This is a genomic window from Bacillus sp. FSL E2-8868 (assembly GCF_038005505.1).
Classification (GTDB): domain Bacteria; phylum Bacillota; class Bacilli; order Bacillales; family Bacillaceae_G; genus Bacillus_A; species Bacillus_A mycoides.
Genome location: NZ_JBBOTI010000005.1, coordinates 123502 through 143341 on the forward strand (window position 1 = coordinate 123502; position 19840 = coordinate 143341).

Here is a 19840-nt window from a genome sequence, read left to right on the forward strand (position 1 = left end):
GAAACTTTAATCAGCCCTCACCAATCGGGCGTTTACGGGCAGTTGACCTCCCACCTAACTTCTTCGCTCCAGCCGAATCTTGAGGTGGGAGTCTTACTGCCCGTTAATGCGGGATAAAAAAGAGCACAAACTCACTTGTGCTCTTTTTCATATACTTCAAACAACATATCTCGAAATAATGTATTCAAACTCTCAATATCAATCCCTAATCCCTTTTCAATCCCTTTCACGTATTGCTGATAATAATCAATTTGTTCTTCTAAAAATTGATTTAGCACCTCAATTTTCAATCCAACGTCCAATTCAGTACCTGCTTTTTTCTTTATTAACAACTTTTCAATTTCATTCAATACACTAGGCTCTACTGATAGTTCCATAATTAACCGGTCAAATTCTACTGGGGGCAATGTCCCTTTCTCTTCTAACCATTTGCAAGCTAAAATAGGACGTAGTACGTAAAAGTACTTTTTCAACTTTACATTTTCAACTTGCAAAAATTCACGATAATTTTTTGAAGCCATATGTAAGTAATGATATATCGTTGCTTTTGGATCAAAATTCTTTTCACTCTTTTGCTGAAGCTGTTCTGGAAAGTTAGAGTTTTTCGAATAAAAAATTGGTGATCGAATCCACTCAAGTAAGGCTGGATTTGACTTCGCGAATAGTTGCAATGCCTTTTTAATATCCCAACCACTTATGTCTAAATCATCACTAATTGGATATTCGATTACATCACGCTTATCATGGATTGATAAATACCATTCTACAGGGTGTATATAAACAAACCTAACATCATAATCACTATCTTTCGATGGAAACCCCCACGCCCGACTCCCTGATTCCACAGCGAATAAAATTTTCACACCATTCTCTTTTTCAATTCGCTCTAGTTCTAATTCAATTTTCTCTCTCATTTCATACCATCTCCATTTTTTGATTATTTCCCTGGGAATTCGACAAATATACGACTAATTTTACTATATACCAAAACAGCTGTCAGACAATTTCTGACAGCTCAATAAAGCACTTATTTTTTCTTTTCCATTACAGTAGCCCCAATGCGTTCAAACTCTTTTTGAATTTCCTCTTTATATGCATCCACTTTTGAAAAATCCATAGCAGCAATATAAATTCGTTCTAATTTATCACGAACTGATTTTGCTTTTGCTAAGAAAGACATTGCCTCATTCATTTTTGCTTTATATTGAATGGAAACGTCACGAATTTCTGTAGCATACTTCTCATCCGTCCCTGGTTTAACAATAAGAGCATACATATCTATAATCTCATCACCTTCGCGACTTGGAAAATATTCATGTGGTGCGGTACTATCAAAAATTGCAAATCCTAATTCTCTTACGATAACCATATCAAGACTATTCGGGTCAAATCCGCAATGATATACTTCAACGTCAAAACCTTTTTCTTCTGCTGCCTTCGATAACTTTTTAAGCATTGTTGATTTTCCAGAACCCGGGCGTCCTTTTATAAAATAACGATGTGGTAATCCTTCTGTTAAATTAGGAACAAAATCAACTGCTCCTTTCGGTGTAGCAGCTCCTAAAAAACGATGTTTCACAATCGATTGTTTTCCCTTTTTATCTGCAAATAATTTCTGAATTAGCTGATCTGTTAGTTCATTTGCTTTATTAAAATCAATGTTATTAATATATATTTTCTCCCACTCATCATGTATAACTAACGCCTCTTTAAAACATCCGTAAGCAGATTTGAAAGCCTTGCCCGCTTCTAATACAAACCGTTCAATTTCTAACTTCTGCTTTCTTAATTTATCTGAGTCCCAAGCAACTCCTAAATTTATATACTCTTCAATAACTCCTGGCATTTTCGGCTCAATAACATGCGGTGATGTTCCATCAACAATTCCTACTTTTAATTTCGGAATAATCACTCCATCAACTGACTTATTATCAGAAGAACAATGCAAAAGTTCAATATCATATCCTTTTTCAACCCATTCACGACCTATTGCCTTAATTAAAGAAGATTTTCCCGTTCCTGGGCCTCCCTTTAAAATAAACAACCTGTCTAGCCCCTTCAAATTCTCTTCGTATAAGCTGTGAAATCCTCTAGCTGTATTTCCACCGGCATAATAATTCAATACATTCCCTGTCACTGCACTCACTCCTTCGCAGCATTCTACTTACATAAGCTACAATATGCGAGCAACTTTATTTGGGTGAACACCTAATTTGTATTGCACGAAAAAAGGAAATGAATTACAATTTAAATATCACAAATATTCCGAATTTAAAACCGAATAAACCTTTATCAAGAGAGGCAGAGGGACCGGTCCTTTGAAGCCCAGCAACCTCAGTTTATGCAAACTGAATAGGTGCTAATTCCTGCAAAATGCATTGCATTTTGGAAGATAAAACTCAACTAGTATGTAAAGCTCATCTTTCTTGATTATGAAGGGTGGGCTTTTTATTATTTGAAAAAAATATATTGGAGGTATGTAAAATGAAAGTAATTGATCTATCACAAACGTTTGAAAATAATATGTCTCAATTTCCTGGAACACCAAAAATCCAACTAGAAGCCATTACAAGCGTTGAAGAAACAGGTTATCAAGTTACGAATTTTCATTCTGTCGTTCATGTTGGTACGCATTGTGATGCGCCTGCTCATTTCATTTCAGGCGCAACCACTATTGATCAATTATCCCTAAATCAATTTGTAGGCGAAGCTGTTCTTATCGATGTGACTCATGTTCAAGAGCGAAAATTACCTAAGGAAGTATTACATACTGTCGACATAAAAGAAGGCGATATTGTCATTTTCCATTCCAATCTATCTAATAAATGGAATACCGAAGCTTATGAGAAAGAAGCGTTTTATCTTTCCGAAGAATTAGCTGAAGAACTAGTTCAATTAAAAGTAAAATCTGTCGGTTTAGATTTTATTTCTCCTGATGAGGTAACGACAGAAACATCACCGATTCATCACATACTGTTAGGAAATAATATTTACTTAATTGAAAACTTAACAAACTTAGATGCCATTAAAGCGAAACGATTCTTTTTCTCAGCAGCACCTTTAAAAATTAAAAATAGTGACGGTGCTTTCGCAAGGGCATTCGCTGTTATTTTTTAAACATGGTCTACAAAAAAAGCAAAGATCACTTTTGACCTTTGCTTTTATATTTTTTATTTAAGTTAAAAAAGAATTGCTCCACCTTTGGTCGTATCCACGCTAAATAATCTTTATCTTTCTTCTTTGTACAAGCTATCTCTTCTCCATCTACCATTTCGACAAGTTCTAGCTCTAACAGTTGCCTCGTAAATGCTACCATATTTACTTCTTCTGCTGGATATTCTTCTTTTAATTTCTCCTCAATTTCTCCCAATAAAAAACCGTCACGCATCATTGCTAGTGCATCAATCCAAAGTGGCGGCATTTCATATGTCTCTCCTGTAATCGTATCTTTTACAATATAGTTCTTTTGCTCTTTTCGAAATTGAATCGTGTGTAAACATACAGTCGAATTTAATGTTAATTCCATCATACCACCCCTTTCATCATATCCGCATAGAAAAAAGGATGCGCGTGCACCCCTTCTTTTCTTTTCATAACACTACTGAACCGTTACATGAGCTAAAAGCTCTATGTCGATATTTTCCTCCATTATAAACGAAGTTTTTTATAAAAAAAACCCTTCTTGAAACATTTTATAAAATGTTTATATTTACACAACAAGAACACTTTTCTGAAAAGTAATTTCGTCTAATGCACTACACTGTTGGTAAATAAATTTCCACTTTCGTTCCTATCCCCATACTACTTTCAATCGCGATACTCCCTTGATGTTCTTCAATAATTTTATATGTAATCATTAATCCAAGACCTGTACCATTCTCTTTTGTTGTATAAAAAGCTTTTCCGATCTTTTCTATTTTCTCATTTTCTATCCCAAGACCTTGATCTTCAACAGAAATACACAAGTTCTCTCCAGCTTTTTCATATGCCAGAATCCGAATATTCCCGCCTCCTGGCATCGATTCAATTCCATTTTTGATGATGTTTAACAACACTTGTTTTAATTGCTTATCATCACCATTTATAACGGGTAAATTTCCATCTACTTGCAAATTAAATTTAACTTTATATTGAGTCGCATAGCTTTCCATTAACTGTACAACATATAAAAGGATTTCCCCTATATTACACCATTCATAATTTGTTGGTTTCGGTTTTCCTAATAACATCAATTCACTAACAAACCCATTAATTCTCTCAATTTCTTGCAGCATAATCTCATAGCTCATCGTATCTTCAGGATTTCTTTCTTTTTGAATTTGTGTAAATCCTTTTAAAGCTGTTAATGGATTTCGAATTTCATGAGCGATTGTTGTAGACATAGTCCCAATAACCGCTAAATTTTCTGTCTCTTTCATACTGTTCATCATCTCAACAACTGTCCTTACATAAGATTGAAATCTCTTTAATAAAGAATGCGAAATGATGAAAAAGAATATACATAATACAAGCGGAATCACAACTTTTACATCTTGTAATATCAAAGTAAAAAATACATATTTTCCAATTACACTACAGGAAACGAAATAAAAATATTTTCTGTTCACGAAAATCGGTGCAAATAGAATTAAAAATATTTCAACCATATTTCCATTTTCAAAAACACGATCACTGTGTAAATAAATCATTAAGTTATTAATAAGATCAATAAGCATGTACCCAATTAAAAATAAGTATTTCACAAAATATACATAACCTTGTTTTTGAAGATATATTGAAATAGGAAATAAAGATATTACTAATATATATACACCTATTCCCATACCACCTTCTGGCCACCCTACCCTTGCTTCATTAATATTCATAGCGGGATAAACAAAATAATAGATAACGTCATATAAAAAGAATATAATATAGAATAATAATATAAATACTTTTAAAGCTTCTCTTTCTTCATAAATCAAGCTCTTGTATTTGTTCATATAAAAACTCCTCTTGATCAATACAAAAAAACATTTCAAGTGTTATCTCTTTAAATTATAATTATGAAATTGCTTTCAGGGCAACATGTAACCTTCTAATACTAAAAGGAAGGAGATACAGCTCCTTCCTTTTCAGTTACAATTTATATCCATCTTACCCTATCATTTAGCAATCCATCTGTAAAATTATTATGTCCTACTACAAAATCCTTCATATATAAATTTAAATATTCCCCATACTTACTTTCAGTATTTAATAATAATTCTTCTACATAATAAGCGCCTTGTCCAAAAGTATCTAACAGTAAACTACATAAGCCAGCATAAATTCCACACCCTACTTGGAAGTACGTCGCATTTGTTTTATATTTTCGAAAAACTTGGCTACTATTCATTACATTATACATGTATGTCTCATTATGTTCATAAACGAGTAACACACCGACTAAATCTTCTCCTATAATATCATCTTCTGCTGGATTAAATACTTTACGATTCCAATTCCATAAATCTTCCACTTTGTCTAAGTTCTGTCTAATTAAGTTTGTTGTATACTCATTGATCCGATAAAGAAAACCCACTTCCATATTAAAAGATTTCCCTAAAATTAAAACTTCTTCATGTGGCATTAAGCAACCATAAAATTCTTTTTCACCTAACTTTACTTTATACTCTGAAGCATATACATCCTCATAAAAGTAAAGTGGGCGATGATGACTCATATACATAGGATAACTCCATATCGCTTCATCAAGAAAACGCTCAACTGCCCATGATGCATAAAGTGTATGAGGTTTTATAAGCTCTTTATCATTCAAAAATGAATTATCATGTTCTACAATATAGCATGCTCGCGGCTTTTCATTTGGACGTTCTTTCATAAGCTCAACAACCATCCATTGAACAACACCAGGATTCATACCTGAGCCTATAATCGCTCTTGTATTTGTAAATGTTTCTTTCTCCTTCTCAAACCTCGTATACCTTTCCGTAAGCTGAAAACCAAGTAAACTATCGTCTTGATCTACTGCCTCATTTTCCAAAGCCGAATTAATATAACAAATGCCAAGGTCATTACAACAACTCAGTACCCTAATTGTATCTGCACCTGAAACATCAATAACAACCTTCGTTCTTTTTTCCTTTAAATGATGTTTAAATTTGACTACATCTTGAAGGTTTATTTCATATAAAAAAAATTGCTCTTTCAAATTTGGAAACAACTCATCATAATAACTTTTATCTTTTTGTTTTATATCCACCAAATGGAAGTTCACATTCTTTATCACTTCATAAATTGGATCTTTTTCATTTACTACCGCTTGATTCAAAATTGCTAACACTGCTTTTGCTGCTCCACCAGCACTGCCAAGTAATGTAATCGAAAACGAATCTGGAAACTGCTCCACAAACAAAACCCCTTTAATAAAGTAGTTGAGCAGCACTTCCTCAAAAGTGAGTTGAATACACAAAAAGGTAGCTCGTACACCTTTAGTACAAGATTGCCCCTTCAAAGATCACACTAACATACCTATATGATATTCAATTCATTTCCCCCTCATATCCAAATCGAATTAAACAAATAGGCTCGACCTTTTCTTCCCTATATATAAAAGAAAAAGCCAGCCCTTTCAACTAGCCTACGGACAATGGACAGATTTCACATGTTGAATATTCACGTACATTTTTGCGTCACGTGCTTTTAATATTTCAATATGCCCTTCATCAATTTTCGTCATCTTTCCGATTTTATTAGATTCCTCGCCTAAATCAAACACCATAATTTTCCCTGACATTTTAATAAGCTGTTCTTCAAAAGTTCTAGCTAGAGTAATATTTAATGGATTTACGGGGAGTTCATTTTTATTGAGGGAATAAGGCACTTGGTTCTCTTTATAAGGAATTAACCACTTCAAATGCTTTAAAGATATATATACAGTTTTGTAAACAGGGCTATAAAAAACAATATAATCGTTCATCACACTTGTAACATAACCGTGTATCGGAACATTTCCTGCCACATAAATTTCTGTAAAAATCCCTTTAGATGTGATTAATACTTTTCTCAAAGAAATTGAAGGTGATTCCCTCTTAATTACAGAGTCCACACCAGGCTTTAATATTTCTTCATCATGCTCTCTTAAAAATTTATAATACTGGATATGGTATAAAGATATATATACATAGTCTTGTCCATTGTAAAGAACTACAATATCATTTCCTACATCAATTAATACACCTTTAAATCTTTTTTCACCGATTAATTTAACGTATATATTTTCTCCAATATTTTTGTTTAACTCATTCATCTATATCCTCCTTTCTATAAAATACTACTTTTCCTGCCTTCCATTTCTAAAAAAATAATCAGGGCAATGTTCTGTCTTTTAATAGTAAGAGATCCTTTTCATATATCGTTCATAATTGTAGCGAACTATGAAATCGTTCTTTACTTCCAATCATAATGCCCCTCTTATTTATTAAACATTATTCATCTTCATTCTTTTTACATTTCACTATTTGACTCACACTCTTAATATGATAATTAATTATATAAATAACTTCATCACAGTTTACTAGTATAATACATTCTTCATGCACTTCACTTAATAAACCTTCTACACACTCTGGTCCACCGCGATTAATCTTTATCCACTTATACTTCAGGTCTTTTAATACATCAAAAAAAGTATCTTCATCAGAATAGAAACATGAACCATAGTAATCGTCACATTTTGTTTCTTTCACTTTCTTGACTAGACTCTTCACATGTTTCAGCTGATAATACACTACTTCTCCATGAGGTAATTGTAGTGTAAGGTAATCTTTTCCTAACGATAACAGTACACCTACTCGACTTTCTGGTCCGCGCAGATTTACTTTTACATTCTCACCGACTAAACCTTTAATTTGATCACAGCATAATACGCTCTCCAAGTTCGTATCCTCCTTCCTTATTATCTTCCTCTACTTGATTGTCTTTGTGCACGAGTTCGACCTGAATTATTGCTTTCACTGTTGCTTTCACTGTTACTTTCTTCGCTCTCTCCGCACACTACGGGGCTATAACTAACACTCTTAATATGAGCTATTGAGATTAATATAACTTCTTCTTTTACAATTAATGTCACATAATCACAAGAAACATCTTGTAAAATACCTTCAATTTTTTCTGGGCCACCCCGATTAATTTTCACCCAGCGATATTTGAAGCTTTGAAGTAGCTTTTCAAAGTCATCTTCATATTCCAACCATCCATAATCATCTGCTTCACAATCTTTCGTATTTTTTGTAACACTTTTTAGATGGCGAAGCTGATAGTAAGAAAGCTCTCCTTTTTCACTCTTTAATACAAAGTAATCCGAACATACTGCGACTATTATTCCTTTTTGAGATTCTGGACCACCTCTGTTTACTCTCACGTAAGATCCAATTAAGTCTTTCAAAAAATCACAATGAAATAAACTCACGAGAAAACCCCTTCCATTAATTTATAAGCTTTTGCACTGATAGTATATGTATCTGTACAGGTTATGTTCGCTATGTTTGTCCCCGCTATGAAAAAATATGCTTTTAACTAATAGTACTAATCCCTATAAAATCTTCTTTCCCTTAAAGTAACTCTAGGATTTCGGATGAATTTTTCATCCCTTAATATAAAAACCCCCCGTATTAAGATACATTTCTGCATATCTTAATACGGGGGGTTTTTATAAATTTAATCTTCGTCTTTAACATCCATATCTTCTGGAATTGGTTCATTTAATATTTCTTCCACTAGCTGCTTATATTTCTCCATTTGTTCTAAATGTGTATTAAACTGTTCCTTATTTATTAAATATTGCTCTCCATCAAACAATGCACGAACTTTCTTTTGCTGAATTAAGTCTTCAACATACGATTTTGGTAATTTCAAATACTCCGCAGCCTCTTCTATCGTTATATACAATGTGTTCATTCCTTTATTATTTTTTCATATACATAATGTATCTTACTTTATTTTTGTAAACAAATAAAAAAGATTTTGTAAATACAAATTAAAAAGCAGGTAGATGCATTCCATATATTGTATAATAGTATAGTAAGTATTTTTTTAAATATAGAATGGTATTACCCATTTACACAAAGGAGAGTTAACATATGGCTACTCGTCACATCATTACAATGTTAGAAAAAACATTACGAGTTGAAACAGAAAACACAATTTCTCATCTATCTAAGTCTTTATCCGATCGTATTCTTTCACAAAGTGCAGCAGTACATGAAAATAATTGTTATCATACGATTGGTGAATGGTACAAAAATCATTTCTTATTCCAACAAGATGATTTCCTTTGGGCTAAATACGTTTTCTATGATGCATATTGTGAAGCTATAAAAAAACAAGGCAATCTTACAAAACGCGTTCGTCAAATATTAGAATCATTAGCTCGACAACACGGAAAACAATATATTGTTTCTATACAAAATATCCCATTTCCTAATGAACAGGAAAAAGGGACAGCATAATTTAATAATGTTCCGCACAAACCAACTATAGATTCATTGTTTCCTAGAAAGATTTACAAATAAAATGTTCAAGTCTTTGTGTTCCCTTTTTATAGAAATACATTCATATGACATGAACTAATGAAAACGGTGTCATGAAAATGATTGAAAATATAGTAAACAGGAAAAACCCCATTTGTATCTCTCGTCCATAGAAATAGAGATGTAAATGGGGGTATACTTGTTCCTTTATTATTTCATCATCTGCTTAATCAATTCTCGATTTCTCTTCTTAAATACTTCATTATGGGAAGAAACCATTCCGTACTCACTTGCATCAGGTTGAATAAATTGTTTCGCTTTATTCACAGCATTTCCAGCATCTTGGAATGCCCCTGCAATTAAATGTAATTTTCCGTCATGCTTTAAAATATCTCCAGCGGCATATAATCCGTCTACCGAGGACTCACTATTTGCATTCCCTGCAATATAATAATTATCAACAATAGCAACATCTAGCTCACTATTTTCTAATAATGTTATATCGCGTTCATATCCATGATTAATAATAACTTCATCGATAGATAAATGAGAAACTTCTCCAGTTTCATGATTTGTTAATTCTACATATTCAATCGCTTCATGGTTATCACCAGCAATTAATTTTGTAATCGATGTATTAAAGAAACACTCTGCTGAACTGTTCATAAGTTGTTTTACTTGTGCTTCATGACCAGATAATTCTTCTTTTCTATATGTTAAATAAACTTTTTTCGCGATTGGTTCTAATTCGTTCGCCCAATCAATTGCGGAGTTCCCTCCGCCTGAAATAATTACCGTTTTATCTTTGAAACGTTTTAACGATTTAACTGTATAATTTAAATTTGAGACTTCGAATCTCTCAGCACCTTCAATTGATAACTTTTGTGGATTCAATATACCACTCCCAGTTGCGACGATCACTGTTTTTGAAAAATGTTCTTCCCCAGAGCTTGTTTTCAACGTAAAAATACCCTCTTCATTACGAATAATTGATTCTATTTTTGTATTCAATACAACTTCAGGCTGAAATGTTAATCCTTGTTGTACAAGTTGCTCAATTAATTTCTCACCAGTGACCGGTAATAATCCGCCAATATCCCAAATCATTTTCTCCGGATAAACATGTATTTTTCCACCTAACTGTGGTTGAAATTCTATTATTTTCGTTTTCATCTCTCTTAGTCCACTATAAAAAGCTGAATAAAGCCCTGCAGGTCCTCCGCCTATCACAGTTACATCAAACAATTCTTCTTGATTCATTCGTGTCACTCCTCAGCTACTAATAATTGATTATCATTCTCAATAAAATATAACTTGTTTTTATAAATTTTACAATCAAAATCACTATTGACAATACACCTATATAAAATTATAGTATTTAAAGAATCAATAGTGATAATCATTATCAATTTGTTAATTATTAGCAACTGTGAGATTACATCTTCTTCTATTACTATGGTGAATACTACATGGTAAAATCTCAAGTTCAAGATTGTTAATAAGACTTTTGTATTACCACTAACTTTTCAAAAGATCAAAGCTAAACAATTTATTGTATATCACATATCATCTATCAAAAGGAGAAAGACGATGAAAAAATTATTTATTTCACTAACAGTTCTGTTCGTCCTTGTTATGAGTGCTTGTAGCAACGGTTCAACAGACAAGAAGAACGACGCAAAAGGTAAGAAATCAGAAACAATTACATACCAATCTGAAAATGGTAAAGTAGAAGTTCCAGCAAATCCACAACGTGTTGTTGTCCTATCATCATTCGCTGGTAACGTAATGTCATTAGGTGTAAATCTTGTTGGGGTAGATTCATGGTCTAAACAAAACCCACGTTTCGATAGCAAACTGAAAAATGTCGCTGAAGTATCAGATGAGAATGTTGAAAAGATTGCTGAATTAAATCCAGATTTAATCATTGGTTTATCAAATATTAAAAATGTTGATAAGTTAAAGAAAATCGCTCCTACTGTAACATACACTTACGGAAAAGTTGATTACTTAACACAACACTTAGAAATCGGTAAATTATTAAATAAAGAAAAAGAAGCAAAAACTTGGGTTGATGATTTCAAGAAACGCGCACAAACAGCTGGAAAAGACATTAAAGCGAAGATCGGTGAAGATGCAACCGTTTCTGTTGTTGAAAACTTCAACAAACAGCTTTACGTATACGGCGAAAACTGGGGCCGTGGAACAGAAATTCTTTACCAAGAAATGAAATTAAAAATGCCTGAAAAAGTAAAAGAAAAAGCTTTAAAAGAAGGATACTACGCATTATCTACTGAGGTATTACCTGAGTTTGCTGGTGATTACTTAATCGTAAGTAAAAACAAAGATACTGATAACTCATTCCAAGAGACAGAATCATATAAAAACATTCCAGCAGTAAAAAATAATCGTGTATATGAAGCAAACATGATGGAATTCTATTTCAATGATCCACTTACATTAGATTTCCAACTAGACTTCTTCAAGAAGAGCTTTCTTGGTCAATAATACAAACATGAGGAATTCTTAATTTAAGAATTCCTCTTCCTTTATTCTATAAAAAGAAAAGATGTGAAACGAATGAAAAAAGAGCAAGACAACCTACGTTCCAACGCTTTTACATACAAATTAATTTTGAGTATCATTGCATTCTTTCTTATTTTTATGTTTGCAATGGTGTTAGGCGCTGCAGATACTTCTATAAAAGACGTATGGTTAGCACTTACTTCCTCTGCTAAAGGAGATAAGCTATCCATCCTTCGTGAAATACGTTTACCACGTGAGGTTGCTGCTATTTTTGTAGGAGCTGGACTCGCTGTTTCTGGTGCAATTATGCAAGGATTAACGCGAAACCCACTTGCCGATCCTGGATTACTTGGCCTAACTGGTGGCGCAAATGCTGCACTTGCACTAACACTTGCCTTCAATCCTTCTATAAGCTACCTTTACTTAACACTAGCTTGCTTTATCGGTGCTGCAATTGGCGCTATTATGGTATTTGGAATTGGCATGGTGAAAAAGGGCGGACTTTCCCCTCTTCGAATTGTATTAGCTGGTGCTGCTGTTTCAGCATTTCTACTTGCAATCTCAGAAGGTGTTGGCATTTACTTTAAAATTTCACAAGATGTATCAATGTGGACGGCTGGGGGCGTAATTGGAACGAGTTGGAGCCAATTAAAAATTATTATTCCGGTTATTTCAATAAGTATATTTATCGCTATCTTACTTGCAAAGAAATTAACAGTTCTTAGTTTCAGTGAAGAAGTTGCTGTTGGACTCGGTCAAAAGATTATCGTCATTAAAACAATTTTATTTATCATTATTATCTTGCTTGCAGGTGCTTCTGTAGCGCTTGTCGGAAACATGGCATTTATCGGCTTAATGATACCTCATATGGTTCGTCCAATCGTTGGACCAGATTACCGTTTTGTTATACCGATGTCAGCGATCGCTGGTGCTTCCTTTATGCTGCTCGCAGATACAATCGGACGCACAATTAACGCTCCGTATGAAACACCAGTTGCTGCAATCGTCGCAATTGTAGGATTACCATTCTTCCTATTTATTGTACGTAAAGGAGGAAGATCTTTCTCATGATGCAATCTATTATAAAGAAACAACGCCTTATCATACTTGCATTACTCATACTTACCATCACAACAATTGTAATTGGAATGGGACTCGGTTCTGCCGCTCTCTCCTATGACAGATTAATCCCAACACTTATGGGACAAGGTACATTTAAAGAAGAATTCGTTTTATATTCTTTAAGGCTACCTAGAATCGTCATTACATTATTAGCCGGTATGGCACTCGCTTTATCAGGTGCTATATTACAAGGTATTACCCGAAATGATTTAGCTGAACCTGGTATTCTCGGCATTAACGCTGGTGCTGGTGTTGCAGTTTCTGTTTTCTTTCTATACTTCCCGATAGACGTAGGTTCATTTCTTTACCTACTACCAGTCGTTGGATTTATCGGTGCGTTTCTAACAGCTGTTCTAATTTACGTATTTTCATATAGCAAATCCACAGGCCTTCAGCCAATAAGATTAACATTAACCGGCATCGGTTTTTCATTTGCACTATCTGGCGCGATGATTGTACTTATTTCATCTGCAGATCGTATGAAAGTAGACTTTATCGCTAAATGGATTGCCGGAAACATTTGGGGAGATGACTGGACATTTGTTTTAGCAATGCTTCCATGGCTAATCGTATTAATCCCATTTGTCTTCTATAAAGCAAATCGATTAAATATACTAGCATTAAACGAACCAGTAGCAATCGGTGTTGGAATTGAAATTGAAAAAGAACGAAGATACTTATTAATCGCCGCCGTTGCACTTGCTGCCGCTGCTGTTTCCGTAACAGGAGGCATTAGCTTTATCGGACTTATGGCTCCTCACATCGCCAAATCTTTAGTAGGTCCAAGGCATCAAATATTCATCCCTATCGCCGTTTTAATCGGCGGATGGTTATTACTACTAGCGGATACAATTGGACGAAATATCGTCGAACCTAGCGGTATTCCAGCTGGTATTGTCGTTGCTTTAATTGGTGCACCCTACTTTATGTATTTGTTATTGAAGAAGGCATAGAGAAACACCCTCAAGATTTTTTTCTTGAGGGTGTTTTCATTTCATTCTACTGCTGCCCATACCCTTCAAACTTCTTCGCCAAATTCTCCATCTCGTCTTCTGGCAGTAATTTCGGTTCTCCGACACTTTTCGTTTGATAATAAATTTGAGCACAAAACTCTATTTCTTCTGCAATAGTAAACGCCATTTTTATATTATTTGCACCAGCCATTAAACCATGGTTCGCAAGTAAAACTGCACGGCGATCAATCATGCCCTCGAAAGCAGCCTCTGCTAATTGCTCCGTACCAAATGTTTCATACGGTGCACAGCGTACATTCGGGCCTGCAAAAGCAATTAAATACGATACTGCAGGAAGTTCCCACCCTAATGATGCAATCGTCTTCGCGTAAGGAGAATGTGTATGCACAAGCGCATTTATATCTTCACGATTTCTATAATAGATAAGGTGCATATCTAATTCGCTTGATGGTTTTCTCTCTCCTTCTATCACTTCACCATCTAAATTCAATATAACTACATCTTCAGGCGTCGTTTCATAATAATCTAGACCACTTGGGCTAATTGCAACAAGACCTTGTTCACGATTGAAAATACTAATATTACCGCCAGTCCCCTTTGTTAAACCACTAGAAATCATTTTCTTTCCGTACGCTACAACTTCTTCTCTTTCTTTTTGCAGTAACATATACATCCCCCTAGTAAGAAACTTATGATGACTATTTTTCTAAAAACTATCTACTTATTGAAATAGATTTTTTAAATTCTCCATAAACGGTGCTTTTACAATCCCTTTTTCCGTAATAATCGCTGTTATATTTTCATATGGCGTGACATCAAATGCCGGATTGTATACTTTACTTTCTTGCGGAGCAGAGTATTGTCCGAAACGATTGATCACTTCAGAAGCATCCCTTTCTTCAATTGGAATTTCTTTTCCTGTCAGTGTTTTCAAATCAATTGTCGGCGTTGGTGCTGCTACATAAAACGGAATGTTATAATATTTAGCCAAAATCGAAACACCTAATGTTCCAATTTTATTTGCTACATCCCCGTTTGCTGCTACACGATCACATCCAACGATTACTGCATCGATTTTCCCTTGTGACATGACCATTGCCGCCATATTATCTGTAATGACCGTTACATCAATTCCCGCTCGCTGCAGTTCTAATGCCGTTAACGTTGAACCTTGTAATCTAGGGCGTGTTTCATCGGAATAGATTTTTAAGTCCCATCCTTTTTCTTTCGCTAAGTACATTGGAGCTGTCGCAGTGCCATACTTAGTCGTTGCTAACGCACCTGCATTACAATGCGTTAATACCCCCATGCCATCATGGAATAATGTTAATGCATGTTCTCCAATTTGACGGTTAATTTCTTCATCTTCTCTATGAATCTCTTGTGCTTCTTCTAATAATCTATCTTTCAACTGCGCAATTGATAAGTGAGCATTCTCTTTCGCGACACTTTCCATTCTTTCAAGCGCCCAAAATAAATTTACTGCCGTCGGTCTTGATGTCGCTAAGTATGCACATACCTTTTTTACTTCCGCTATGAATTCTTCCGCCGAACTTTCCGCAACTTCCTTTACTCCTAAATACACACCGTAGGCTGCTGAAACACCTATTGCCGGCGCTCCTCGTACTTTCATTACTTGAATCGCATCCCACACACCCTCAGCCGTTTTAAAAGATTCATAGACTACTTCGTTCGGTAATACCGTTTGATCCAATAACACTAAAGCATCATCTTTCCACTGAATTGGTATTAATTGCTCTGCCATCATCTTCTCCCCTTATTTCGCACTATGCATTGACTGTTTTTTTAACGTTTCTACAAAGCTGCTACCTGTTTTATATTGATTCGCTTGTAAAATAAACTTCTTCGCTGTCTGAAGACAAATTCGCTCCGCTCTAGCACGCGCCTCTTCATTCTCAATACAAGTCATATCCTTTACCTTCGCTAGACCAACAATACGACGAATTAACTCAAGCCCCGTCACTGCAGCTGTATCCTCTAATACAGATTGTAAATAAACTCGGTTAAAGCCTTCTTCCTTCGCCATAATCTCTGTCACATGAATATCCCAAGCATCTAAAAACTTCTTCTTAAATAAATCAATTACATCTATCATGGTAGATTCTATCCAGTTCATATATGTATCTTTCTCAATACCAGATTGCATCACTGCATCTGCATTCACCCATGCAAACATTAAATTCGCCATTATATTCCCAACGTCATATCCCATAGGTCCATAAAAAGAAAATTCAGGATCAATAACCTTTGTAGAATCACTTTTTACAAAAACAGAACCAGTATGTAAATCACCGTGAAGCAGCGCTTGTGCATTCGTCATAAAAGAAAACTTAAGTTTTGCTACTTCCATACGAAGCTCTTTATCACTATAAATATGTTCTCTAATCCATCCTTCGTTTAATTGAAACAATTCGTTGCGTTTATTATGATTTGTAAATGGCTCTGAATATACGAGGTCCTCTGTAATCTCACATAACTCAGGATTTATATAATTTTTCACGAGTTCCTTCTTTTCTTTATGATTCATTACAACATCTGATGTTAATAGAAGAGTGTTTACCATAAAAGTAGTTAAATCATCAGCAAGCCTCGGAAACATTTGATGATTTATGAGTGCTGTACGCAATATTGTGTGATCTGATAAATCTTCCATCACGCAACAATTCATCACACTATCAAACAAATATACATTTGGCACGAGTCCAGATGCTAACTCTCCTTCTAATCGCAAAACATCTGATTCTATACGGATTCGATTCGTCGACAACTTAAACTCATCTGAAATACGCGCTGTATCCCCAGCTTGCTTTACAATGACAGAAATGTTCTTCTGTTCATCCCAAACGCGGAACACATAATTTAAATTACCATCACCTATTTCTTTACACTTTAGCCCCTTTGCATGCTCGAACTTAGGTAATTTCTCTTGCACATATGCAATCACATCTTTAGCTTCCATTAAAAAATACTTCGTGAACTTAGACATGGTTTCCCCTCCACACTAAATGTAAACGTTTTCTAAAAGCCGTAAAAAATAATAGACTGAAACTTTTTCAATCTATACTATATCTTCTCTATTGCAATACATATCTCGCTTTTATTATATCTTGTTAGAAATGAGCGTCAATGTTTCTATTTCTCATTGCAATATACTTCTTATTATATATATTTAAGATGACAATAATTGTTCACAAAGATTCCGATACATTTTGTTTTATTTATTGCACAATTCTTTGTAAAATAGAAGTAAGCAGTTCCTTTTCAAATCCACAACTTCTAAGAAATATTTCCTTCCTAAGAATTTATACTTACACCATGTCCTAACATACACACTACTCTTTCAAACACTCATTGAAAATTTATGACTTGAAAATTACCTTTTAATTCCCTAGCAGCCTTAATTGAGAATAAATATTAATTAAATTGGTATAAAGTTGGTTTATTCTCTTGACAAAATAACCACTTCTATATGATAATTAATATCGAATTAGAATTATTATAGTTAATTAAAAAATATATTTTATGAGCAAACTAATTTCCGATGCTCAAAACCAACCTTTAGGAGGAATTTTAATATGTTATTAATCGGCACAGAAGTAAAACCGTTTAAAGCTAATGCTTACCATAATGGAGAATTTATCCAAGTTACTGACGAAAGTTTAAAAGGAAAATGGAGCGTAGTTTGTTTCTACCCAGCAGACTTCACATTCGTTTGTCCAACTGAACTTGAAGACTTACAAAACCAATACGCAACTCTAAAAGACTTAGGCGTTGAAGTATACTCTGTATCTACAGACACTCACTTCACTCACAAAGCATGGCACGATAGCTCAGAAACTATCGGCAAAATCGAATACATTATGATTGGTGACCCAACTCGCACAATCACTACAAACTTCAACGTTTTAATGGAAGAAGAAGGTCTTGCTGCTCGTGGTACATTCATCATCGATCCAGACGGCGTTATCCAATCTATGGAAATCAATGCTGACGGTATCGGCCGTGACGCAAGCATCCTTGTTAACAAAATTAAAGCAGCTCAATACGTACGTAACAACCCAGGTGAAGTTTGCCCAGCTAAATGGCAAGAGGGTTCTGCAACACTTAAACCAAGCCTTGACCTTGTAGGCAAAATCTAAGGAGTTCGATCAAAATGATACTAGATGCAGATATAAAAACACAACTATCCCAATACCTTCAGTTAATGGAGAACGATATTTTACTTAAAGTAAGCGCAGGAGACGATAACGTATCTAAAGATATGTTATCTCTAGTAGATGAATTAGCTACTATGTCATCTAAGATTACAGTAGAAAAAGTTGAACTAGAGAGAACACCAAGCTTTAGCGTAAATCGCCCTGGTGAAGACACTGGTGTCGTATTCGCTGGTATTCCATTAGGACACGAATTTACTTCATTAGTGTTAGCTTTACTACAAGTTAGTGGACGTGCTCCAAAAGTTGAACAAAAATTAATCGATCAAATCAAAAACATTCAAGGCGAATATCATTTTGAATCTTATATCAGCCTAAGTTGTCATAACTGTCCTGATGTTGTACAAGCTCTTAACGTGATGAGCGTTCTAAACTCTGGTATTACACATACTATGATTGATGGCGCTGCATTTAAAGAGGAAGTAGAAAGTAAAGACATCATGGCAGTACCAACTGTTTACCTAAATGGCGAATCTTTTGGAAGCGGTCGTATGACACTTGAAGAAATTTTAGCTAAAATGGGTAACGGTCCAGATGCATCAGAGCTTTCTGATAAAGATCCATACGATGTTCTTGTTGTTGGTGGCGGCCCAGCTGGTGCAAGTGCAGCAATTTATGCAGCACGTAAAGGCATCCGCACTGGTATCGTTGCTGAGCGCTTCGGTGGTCAAGTAATGGATACTATGGGTATTGAGAACTTCATCAGCGTAAAACGCACTGAAGGTCCTAAGCTAGTAGCAAGCCTTGAAGAGCACGTAAAAGAATACGACATCGATGTAATGAATCTACAACGTGCGAAACGTTTAGAGAAAAAAGAACTTATTGAAGTGGAACTTGAAAACGGCGCTATTCTGAAAAGTAAGAGCGTAATCGTTTCAACAGGTGCTCGCTGGCGTAATGTTGGCGTACCGGGTGAAGCTGAGTTCAAAAACAAAGGTGTAGCATACTGCCCACACTGTGACGGTCCATTATTCATCGGAAAAGATGTAGCGGTTATCGGCGGTGGTAACTCTGGTATTGAAGCAGCTATCGACTTAGCAGGTATTGTTAAGCACGTAACTGTTCTTGAATTCATGCCAGAATTAAAAGCTGATGCTGTATTACAAGAACGTCTTAACAGCTTACCAAACGTAACTGTTCTGAAAAACGTTCAAACGAAAGAAATCACTGGTACTGATAAAGTAAACGGTATTTCTTACATCGATCGTGAAACTGAAGAAGTACACCATGTTGAATTACAAGGTGTATTCGTTCAAATCGGTCTTGTGCCAAACACAGACTGGTTAGGCGAAACAGTTGAACGCGTTCGCGGTGAAATCGTAACAGACAAGCACGGCGCTACAAACGTACCAGGAGTGTTTGGTGCAGGTGACTGTACAAATAATCCGTACAAACAAATCATCATCTCTATGGGTTCAGGTGCGAATGCAGCTTTAGGTGCATTTGATTACTTAATCCGTAACTAATTATA

At 34.9% G+C, this 19840-nt stretch carries 20 protein-coding genes and 1 riboswitch; of the genes, 7 read left to right on the forward strand and 13 right to left on the reverse strand.

Annotation, left to right across the window (positions count from 1 at the left end):
* Positions 1–131 precede the first annotated feature (131 nt).
* Together NSS74_RS27375 and NSS74_RS27380 are read right to left on the reverse strand one after the other, a co-directional pair.
* Complete coding sequence (locus tag NSS74_RS27375; RefSeq protein ID WP_002140230.1) at positions 132–914, reverse strand: nucleotidyltransferase domain-containing protein; 783 nt, start codon at positions 912–914, stop codon at positions 132–134.
* 113 nt (positions 915–1027) lie between these two features.
* Entirely contained in the window at positions 1028–2137 is a 1110-nt protein-coding gene (locus NSS74_RS27380) for a PRK06851 family protein (protein WP_002140229.1), read from the reverse strand.
* Between the two features lie 149 nt (positions 2138–2286).
* Positions 2287–2399: riboswitch (SAM riboswitch) on the forward strand.
* 85 nt (positions 2400–2484) lie between these two features.
* On the opposite strand from NSS74_RS27380, the gene NSS74_RS27385 reads away from it, so the two are divergent.
* Entirely contained in the window at positions 2485–3117 is a 633-nt protein-coding gene (locus NSS74_RS27385) for a cyclase family protein (protein ID WP_002140228.1), read from the forward strand.
* 25 nt (positions 3118–3142) lie between these two features.
* Here the strand turns inward: NSS74_RS27385 and NSS74_RS27390 are convergent, their stop codons facing one another.
* From NSS74_RS27390 to NSS74_RS27420, 7 genes are all read right to left on the reverse strand, one after another.
* Positions 3143–3526 carry a hypothetical protein gene (locus tag NSS74_RS27390; protein ID WP_033715352.1) on the reverse strand — a complete coding sequence of 128 codons (384 nt, stop codon included), beginning with the start codon at positions 3524–3526 and terminating at the stop codon, positions 3143–3145.
* A 229-nt stretch (positions 3527–3755) separates the two neighbouring features.
* Positions 3756–4982, reverse strand: coding sequence for an ATP-binding protein (locus NSS74_RS27395; RefSeq protein ID WP_002140225.1), 1227 nt, complete (start codon positions 4980–4982; stop codon positions 3756–3758).
* Positions 4983–5125: 143 nt separating this feature from the next.
* Positions 5126–6391 carry a hypothetical protein gene (locus tag NSS74_RS27400; RefSeq protein ID WP_012260248.1) on the reverse strand — a complete coding sequence of 422 codons (1266 nt, stop codon included), beginning with the start codon at positions 6389–6391 and terminating at the stop codon, positions 5126–5128.
* Between the two features lie 231 nt (positions 6392–6622).
* A complete protein-coding gene (locus tag NSS74_RS27405) occupies positions 6623–7291 on the reverse strand; it encodes a hypothetical protein (protein WP_002016710.1) in 669 nt (222 codons plus the stop codon).
* A gap of 178 nt (positions 7292–7469) precedes the next feature.
* The gene (locus tag NSS74_RS27410; RefSeq protein ID WP_002140223.1) at positions 7470–7919 is read right to left on the reverse strand and encodes a hypothetical protein; all 450 of its coding nucleotides are present in this window, start codon (positions 7917–7919) and stop codon (positions 7470–7472) included.
* Between the two features lie 20 nt (positions 7920–7939).
* Complete coding sequence (locus tag NSS74_RS27415; protein ID WP_002091282.1) at positions 7940–8452, reverse strand: hypothetical protein; 513 nt, start codon at positions 8450–8452, stop codon at positions 7940–7942.
* Between the two features lie 248 nt (positions 8453–8700).
* Entirely contained in the window at positions 8701–8940 is a 240-nt protein-coding gene (locus NSS74_RS27420; protein ID WP_002010190.1) for a helix-turn-helix domain-containing protein, read from the reverse strand.
* A gap of 182 nt (positions 8941–9122) precedes the next feature.
* On the opposite strand from NSS74_RS27420, the gene NSS74_RS27425 reads away from it, so the two are divergent.
* Entirely contained in the window at positions 9123–9491 is a 369-nt protein-coding gene (locus NSS74_RS27425; RefSeq protein ID WP_002010187.1) for a hypothetical protein, read from the forward strand.
* Between the two features lie 231 nt (positions 9492–9722).
* Here NSS74_RS27425 and NSS74_RS27430 read toward each other — a convergent pair whose 3' ends face one another.
* Positions 9723–10772 (reverse strand): NAD(P)/FAD-dependent oxidoreductase, encoded by a 1050-nt coding sequence (locus NSS74_RS27430; protein WP_016121395.1) that lies wholly within the window; start codon positions 10770–10772, stop codon positions 9723–9725.
* A 330-nt stretch (positions 10773–11102) separates the two neighbouring features.
* Here NSS74_RS27430 and NSS74_RS27435 point away from each other — a divergent pair, with 330 nt between their 5' ends.
* From NSS74_RS27435 to NSS74_RS27445, 3 genes are read left to right on the forward strand one after another with little or no spacing between them, the layout of a single operon-like run.
* The gene (locus NSS74_RS27435) at positions 11103–12020 is read left to right on the forward strand and encodes an iron-hydroxamate ABC transporter substrate-binding protein (protein ID WP_000732562.1); all 918 of its coding nucleotides are present in this window, start codon (positions 11103–11105) and stop codon (positions 12018–12020) included.
* Positions 12021–12068: 48 nt separating this feature from the next.
* Positions 12069–13109, forward strand: coding sequence for a FecCD family ABC transporter permease (locus tag NSS74_RS27440; protein ID WP_002029518.1), 1041 nt, complete (start codon positions 12069–12071; stop codon positions 13107–13109).
* Complete coding sequence (locus tag NSS74_RS27445; protein ID WP_002140220.1) at positions 13106–14113, forward strand: FecCD family ABC transporter permease; 1008 nt, start codon at positions 13106–13108, stop codon at positions 14111–14113. The genes NSS74_RS27440 and NSS74_RS27445 overlap by 4 nt, the downstream gene beginning before the upstream one ends.
* Positions 14114–14159: 46 nt before the next feature.
* Here NSS74_RS27445 and NSS74_RS27450 read toward each other — a convergent pair whose 3' ends face one another.
* Genes NSS74_RS27450 through mtnK form a run of 3 tightly spaced genes read right to left on the reverse strand, consistent with a single transcriptional unit; the run spans position 14160 to position 17141 of the window.
* A complete protein-coding gene (locus NSS74_RS27450; RefSeq protein ID WP_002029515.1) occupies positions 14160–14801 on the reverse strand; it encodes an L-fuculose-phosphate aldolase in 642 nt (213 codons plus the stop codon).
* A 54-nt stretch (positions 14802–14855) separates the two neighbouring features.
* Positions 14856–15899 (reverse strand): S-methyl-5-thioribose-1-phosphate isomerase, encoded by a 1044-nt coding sequence (mtnA, locus tag NSS74_RS27455; protein WP_002140218.1) that lies wholly within the window; start codon positions 15897–15899, stop codon positions 14856–14858.
* A gap of 12 nt (positions 15900–15911) precedes the next feature.
* Positions 15912–17141, reverse strand: coding sequence for an S-methyl-5-thioribose kinase (mtnK, locus tag NSS74_RS27460; protein ID WP_002140217.1), 1230 nt, complete (start codon positions 17139–17141; stop codon positions 15912–15914).
* Between the two features lie 589 nt (positions 17142–17730).
* Between mtnK and ahpC the strand changes: the two genes are divergently transcribed.
* A complete protein-coding gene (gene ahpC / locus NSS74_RS27465) occupies positions 17731–18294 on the forward strand; it encodes an alkyl hydroperoxide reductase subunit C (protein WP_000924420.1) in 564 nt (187 codons plus the stop codon).
* Between the two features lie 14 nt (positions 18295–18308).
* On the forward strand, positions 18309–19835 hold the full coding sequence (ahpF, locus tag NSS74_RS27470) for an alkyl hydroperoxide reductase subunit F (protein WP_002124933.1): 1527 nt from the start codon (positions 18309–18311) through the stop codon (positions 19833–19835).
* The last annotated feature ends 5 nt before the right edge of the window (positions 19836–19840 follow it).

What these genes read in the sequence shown, in the direction of transcription:
- NSS74_RS27375 (WP_002140230.1), bottom strand. Translation starts at nt 914, where the DNA reads ATGAGAGAGAAAATTGAATTAGAACTAGAGCGAATTGAAAAAGAGAAT.
- NSS74_RS27385 (WP_002140228.1), top strand. Translation starts at nt 2,485, where the DNA reads ATGAAAGTAATTGATCTATCACAAACGTTTGAAAATAATATGTCTCAA.
- NSS74_RS27390 (WP_033715352.1), bottom strand. Translation starts at nt 3,526, where the DNA reads ATGGAATTAACATTAAATTCGACTGTATGTTTACACACGATTCAATTT.
- NSS74_RS27395 (WP_002140225.1), bottom strand. Translation starts at nt 4,982, where the DNA reads ATGAACAAATACAAGAGCTTGATTTATGAAGAAAGAGAAGCTTTAAAA.
- NSS74_RS27405 (WP_002016710.1), bottom strand. Translation starts at nt 7,291, where the DNA reads ATGAATGAGTTAAACAAAAATATTGGAGAAAATATATACGTTAAATTA.
- NSS74_RS27420 (WP_002010190.1), bottom strand. Translation starts at nt 8,940, where the DNA reads ATGAACACATTGTATATAACGATAGAAGAGGCTGCGGAGTATTTGAAA.
- NSS74_RS27425 (WP_002010187.1), top strand. Translation starts at nt 9,123, where the DNA reads ATGGCTACTCGTCACATCATTACAATGTTAGAAAAAACATTACGAGTT.
- NSS74_RS27430 (WP_016121395.1), bottom strand. Translation starts at nt 10,772, where the DNA reads ATGAATCAAGAAGAATTGTTTGATGTAACTGTGATAGGCGGAGGACCT.
- NSS74_RS27435 (WP_000732562.1), top strand. Translation starts at nt 11,103, where the DNA reads ATGAAAAAATTATTTATTTCACTAACAGTTCTGTTCGTCCTTGTTATG.
- NSS74_RS27445 (WP_002140220.1), top strand. Translation starts at nt 13,106, where the DNA reads ATGATGCAATCTATTATAAAGAAACAACGCCTTATCATACTTGCATTA.
- NSS74_RS27450 (WP_002029515.1), bottom strand. Translation starts at nt 14,801, where the DNA reads ATGTTACTGCAAAAAGAAAGAGAAGAAGTTGTAGCGTACGGAAAGAAA.
- mtnA (WP_002140218.1), bottom strand. Translation starts at nt 15,899, where the DNA reads ATGGCAGAGCAATTAATACCAATTCAGTGGAAAGATGATGCTTTAGTG.
- mtnK (WP_002140217.1), bottom strand. Translation starts at nt 17,141, where the DNA reads ATGTCTAAGTTCACGAAGTATTTTTTAATGGAAGCTAAAGATGTGATT.
- ahpC (WP_000924420.1), top strand. Translation starts at nt 17,731, where the DNA reads ATGTTATTAATCGGCACAGAAGTAAAACCGTTTAAAGCTAATGCTTAC.
- ahpF (WP_002124933.1), top strand. Translation starts at nt 18,309, where the DNA reads ATGATACTAGATGCAGATATAAAAACACAACTATCCCAATACCTTCAG.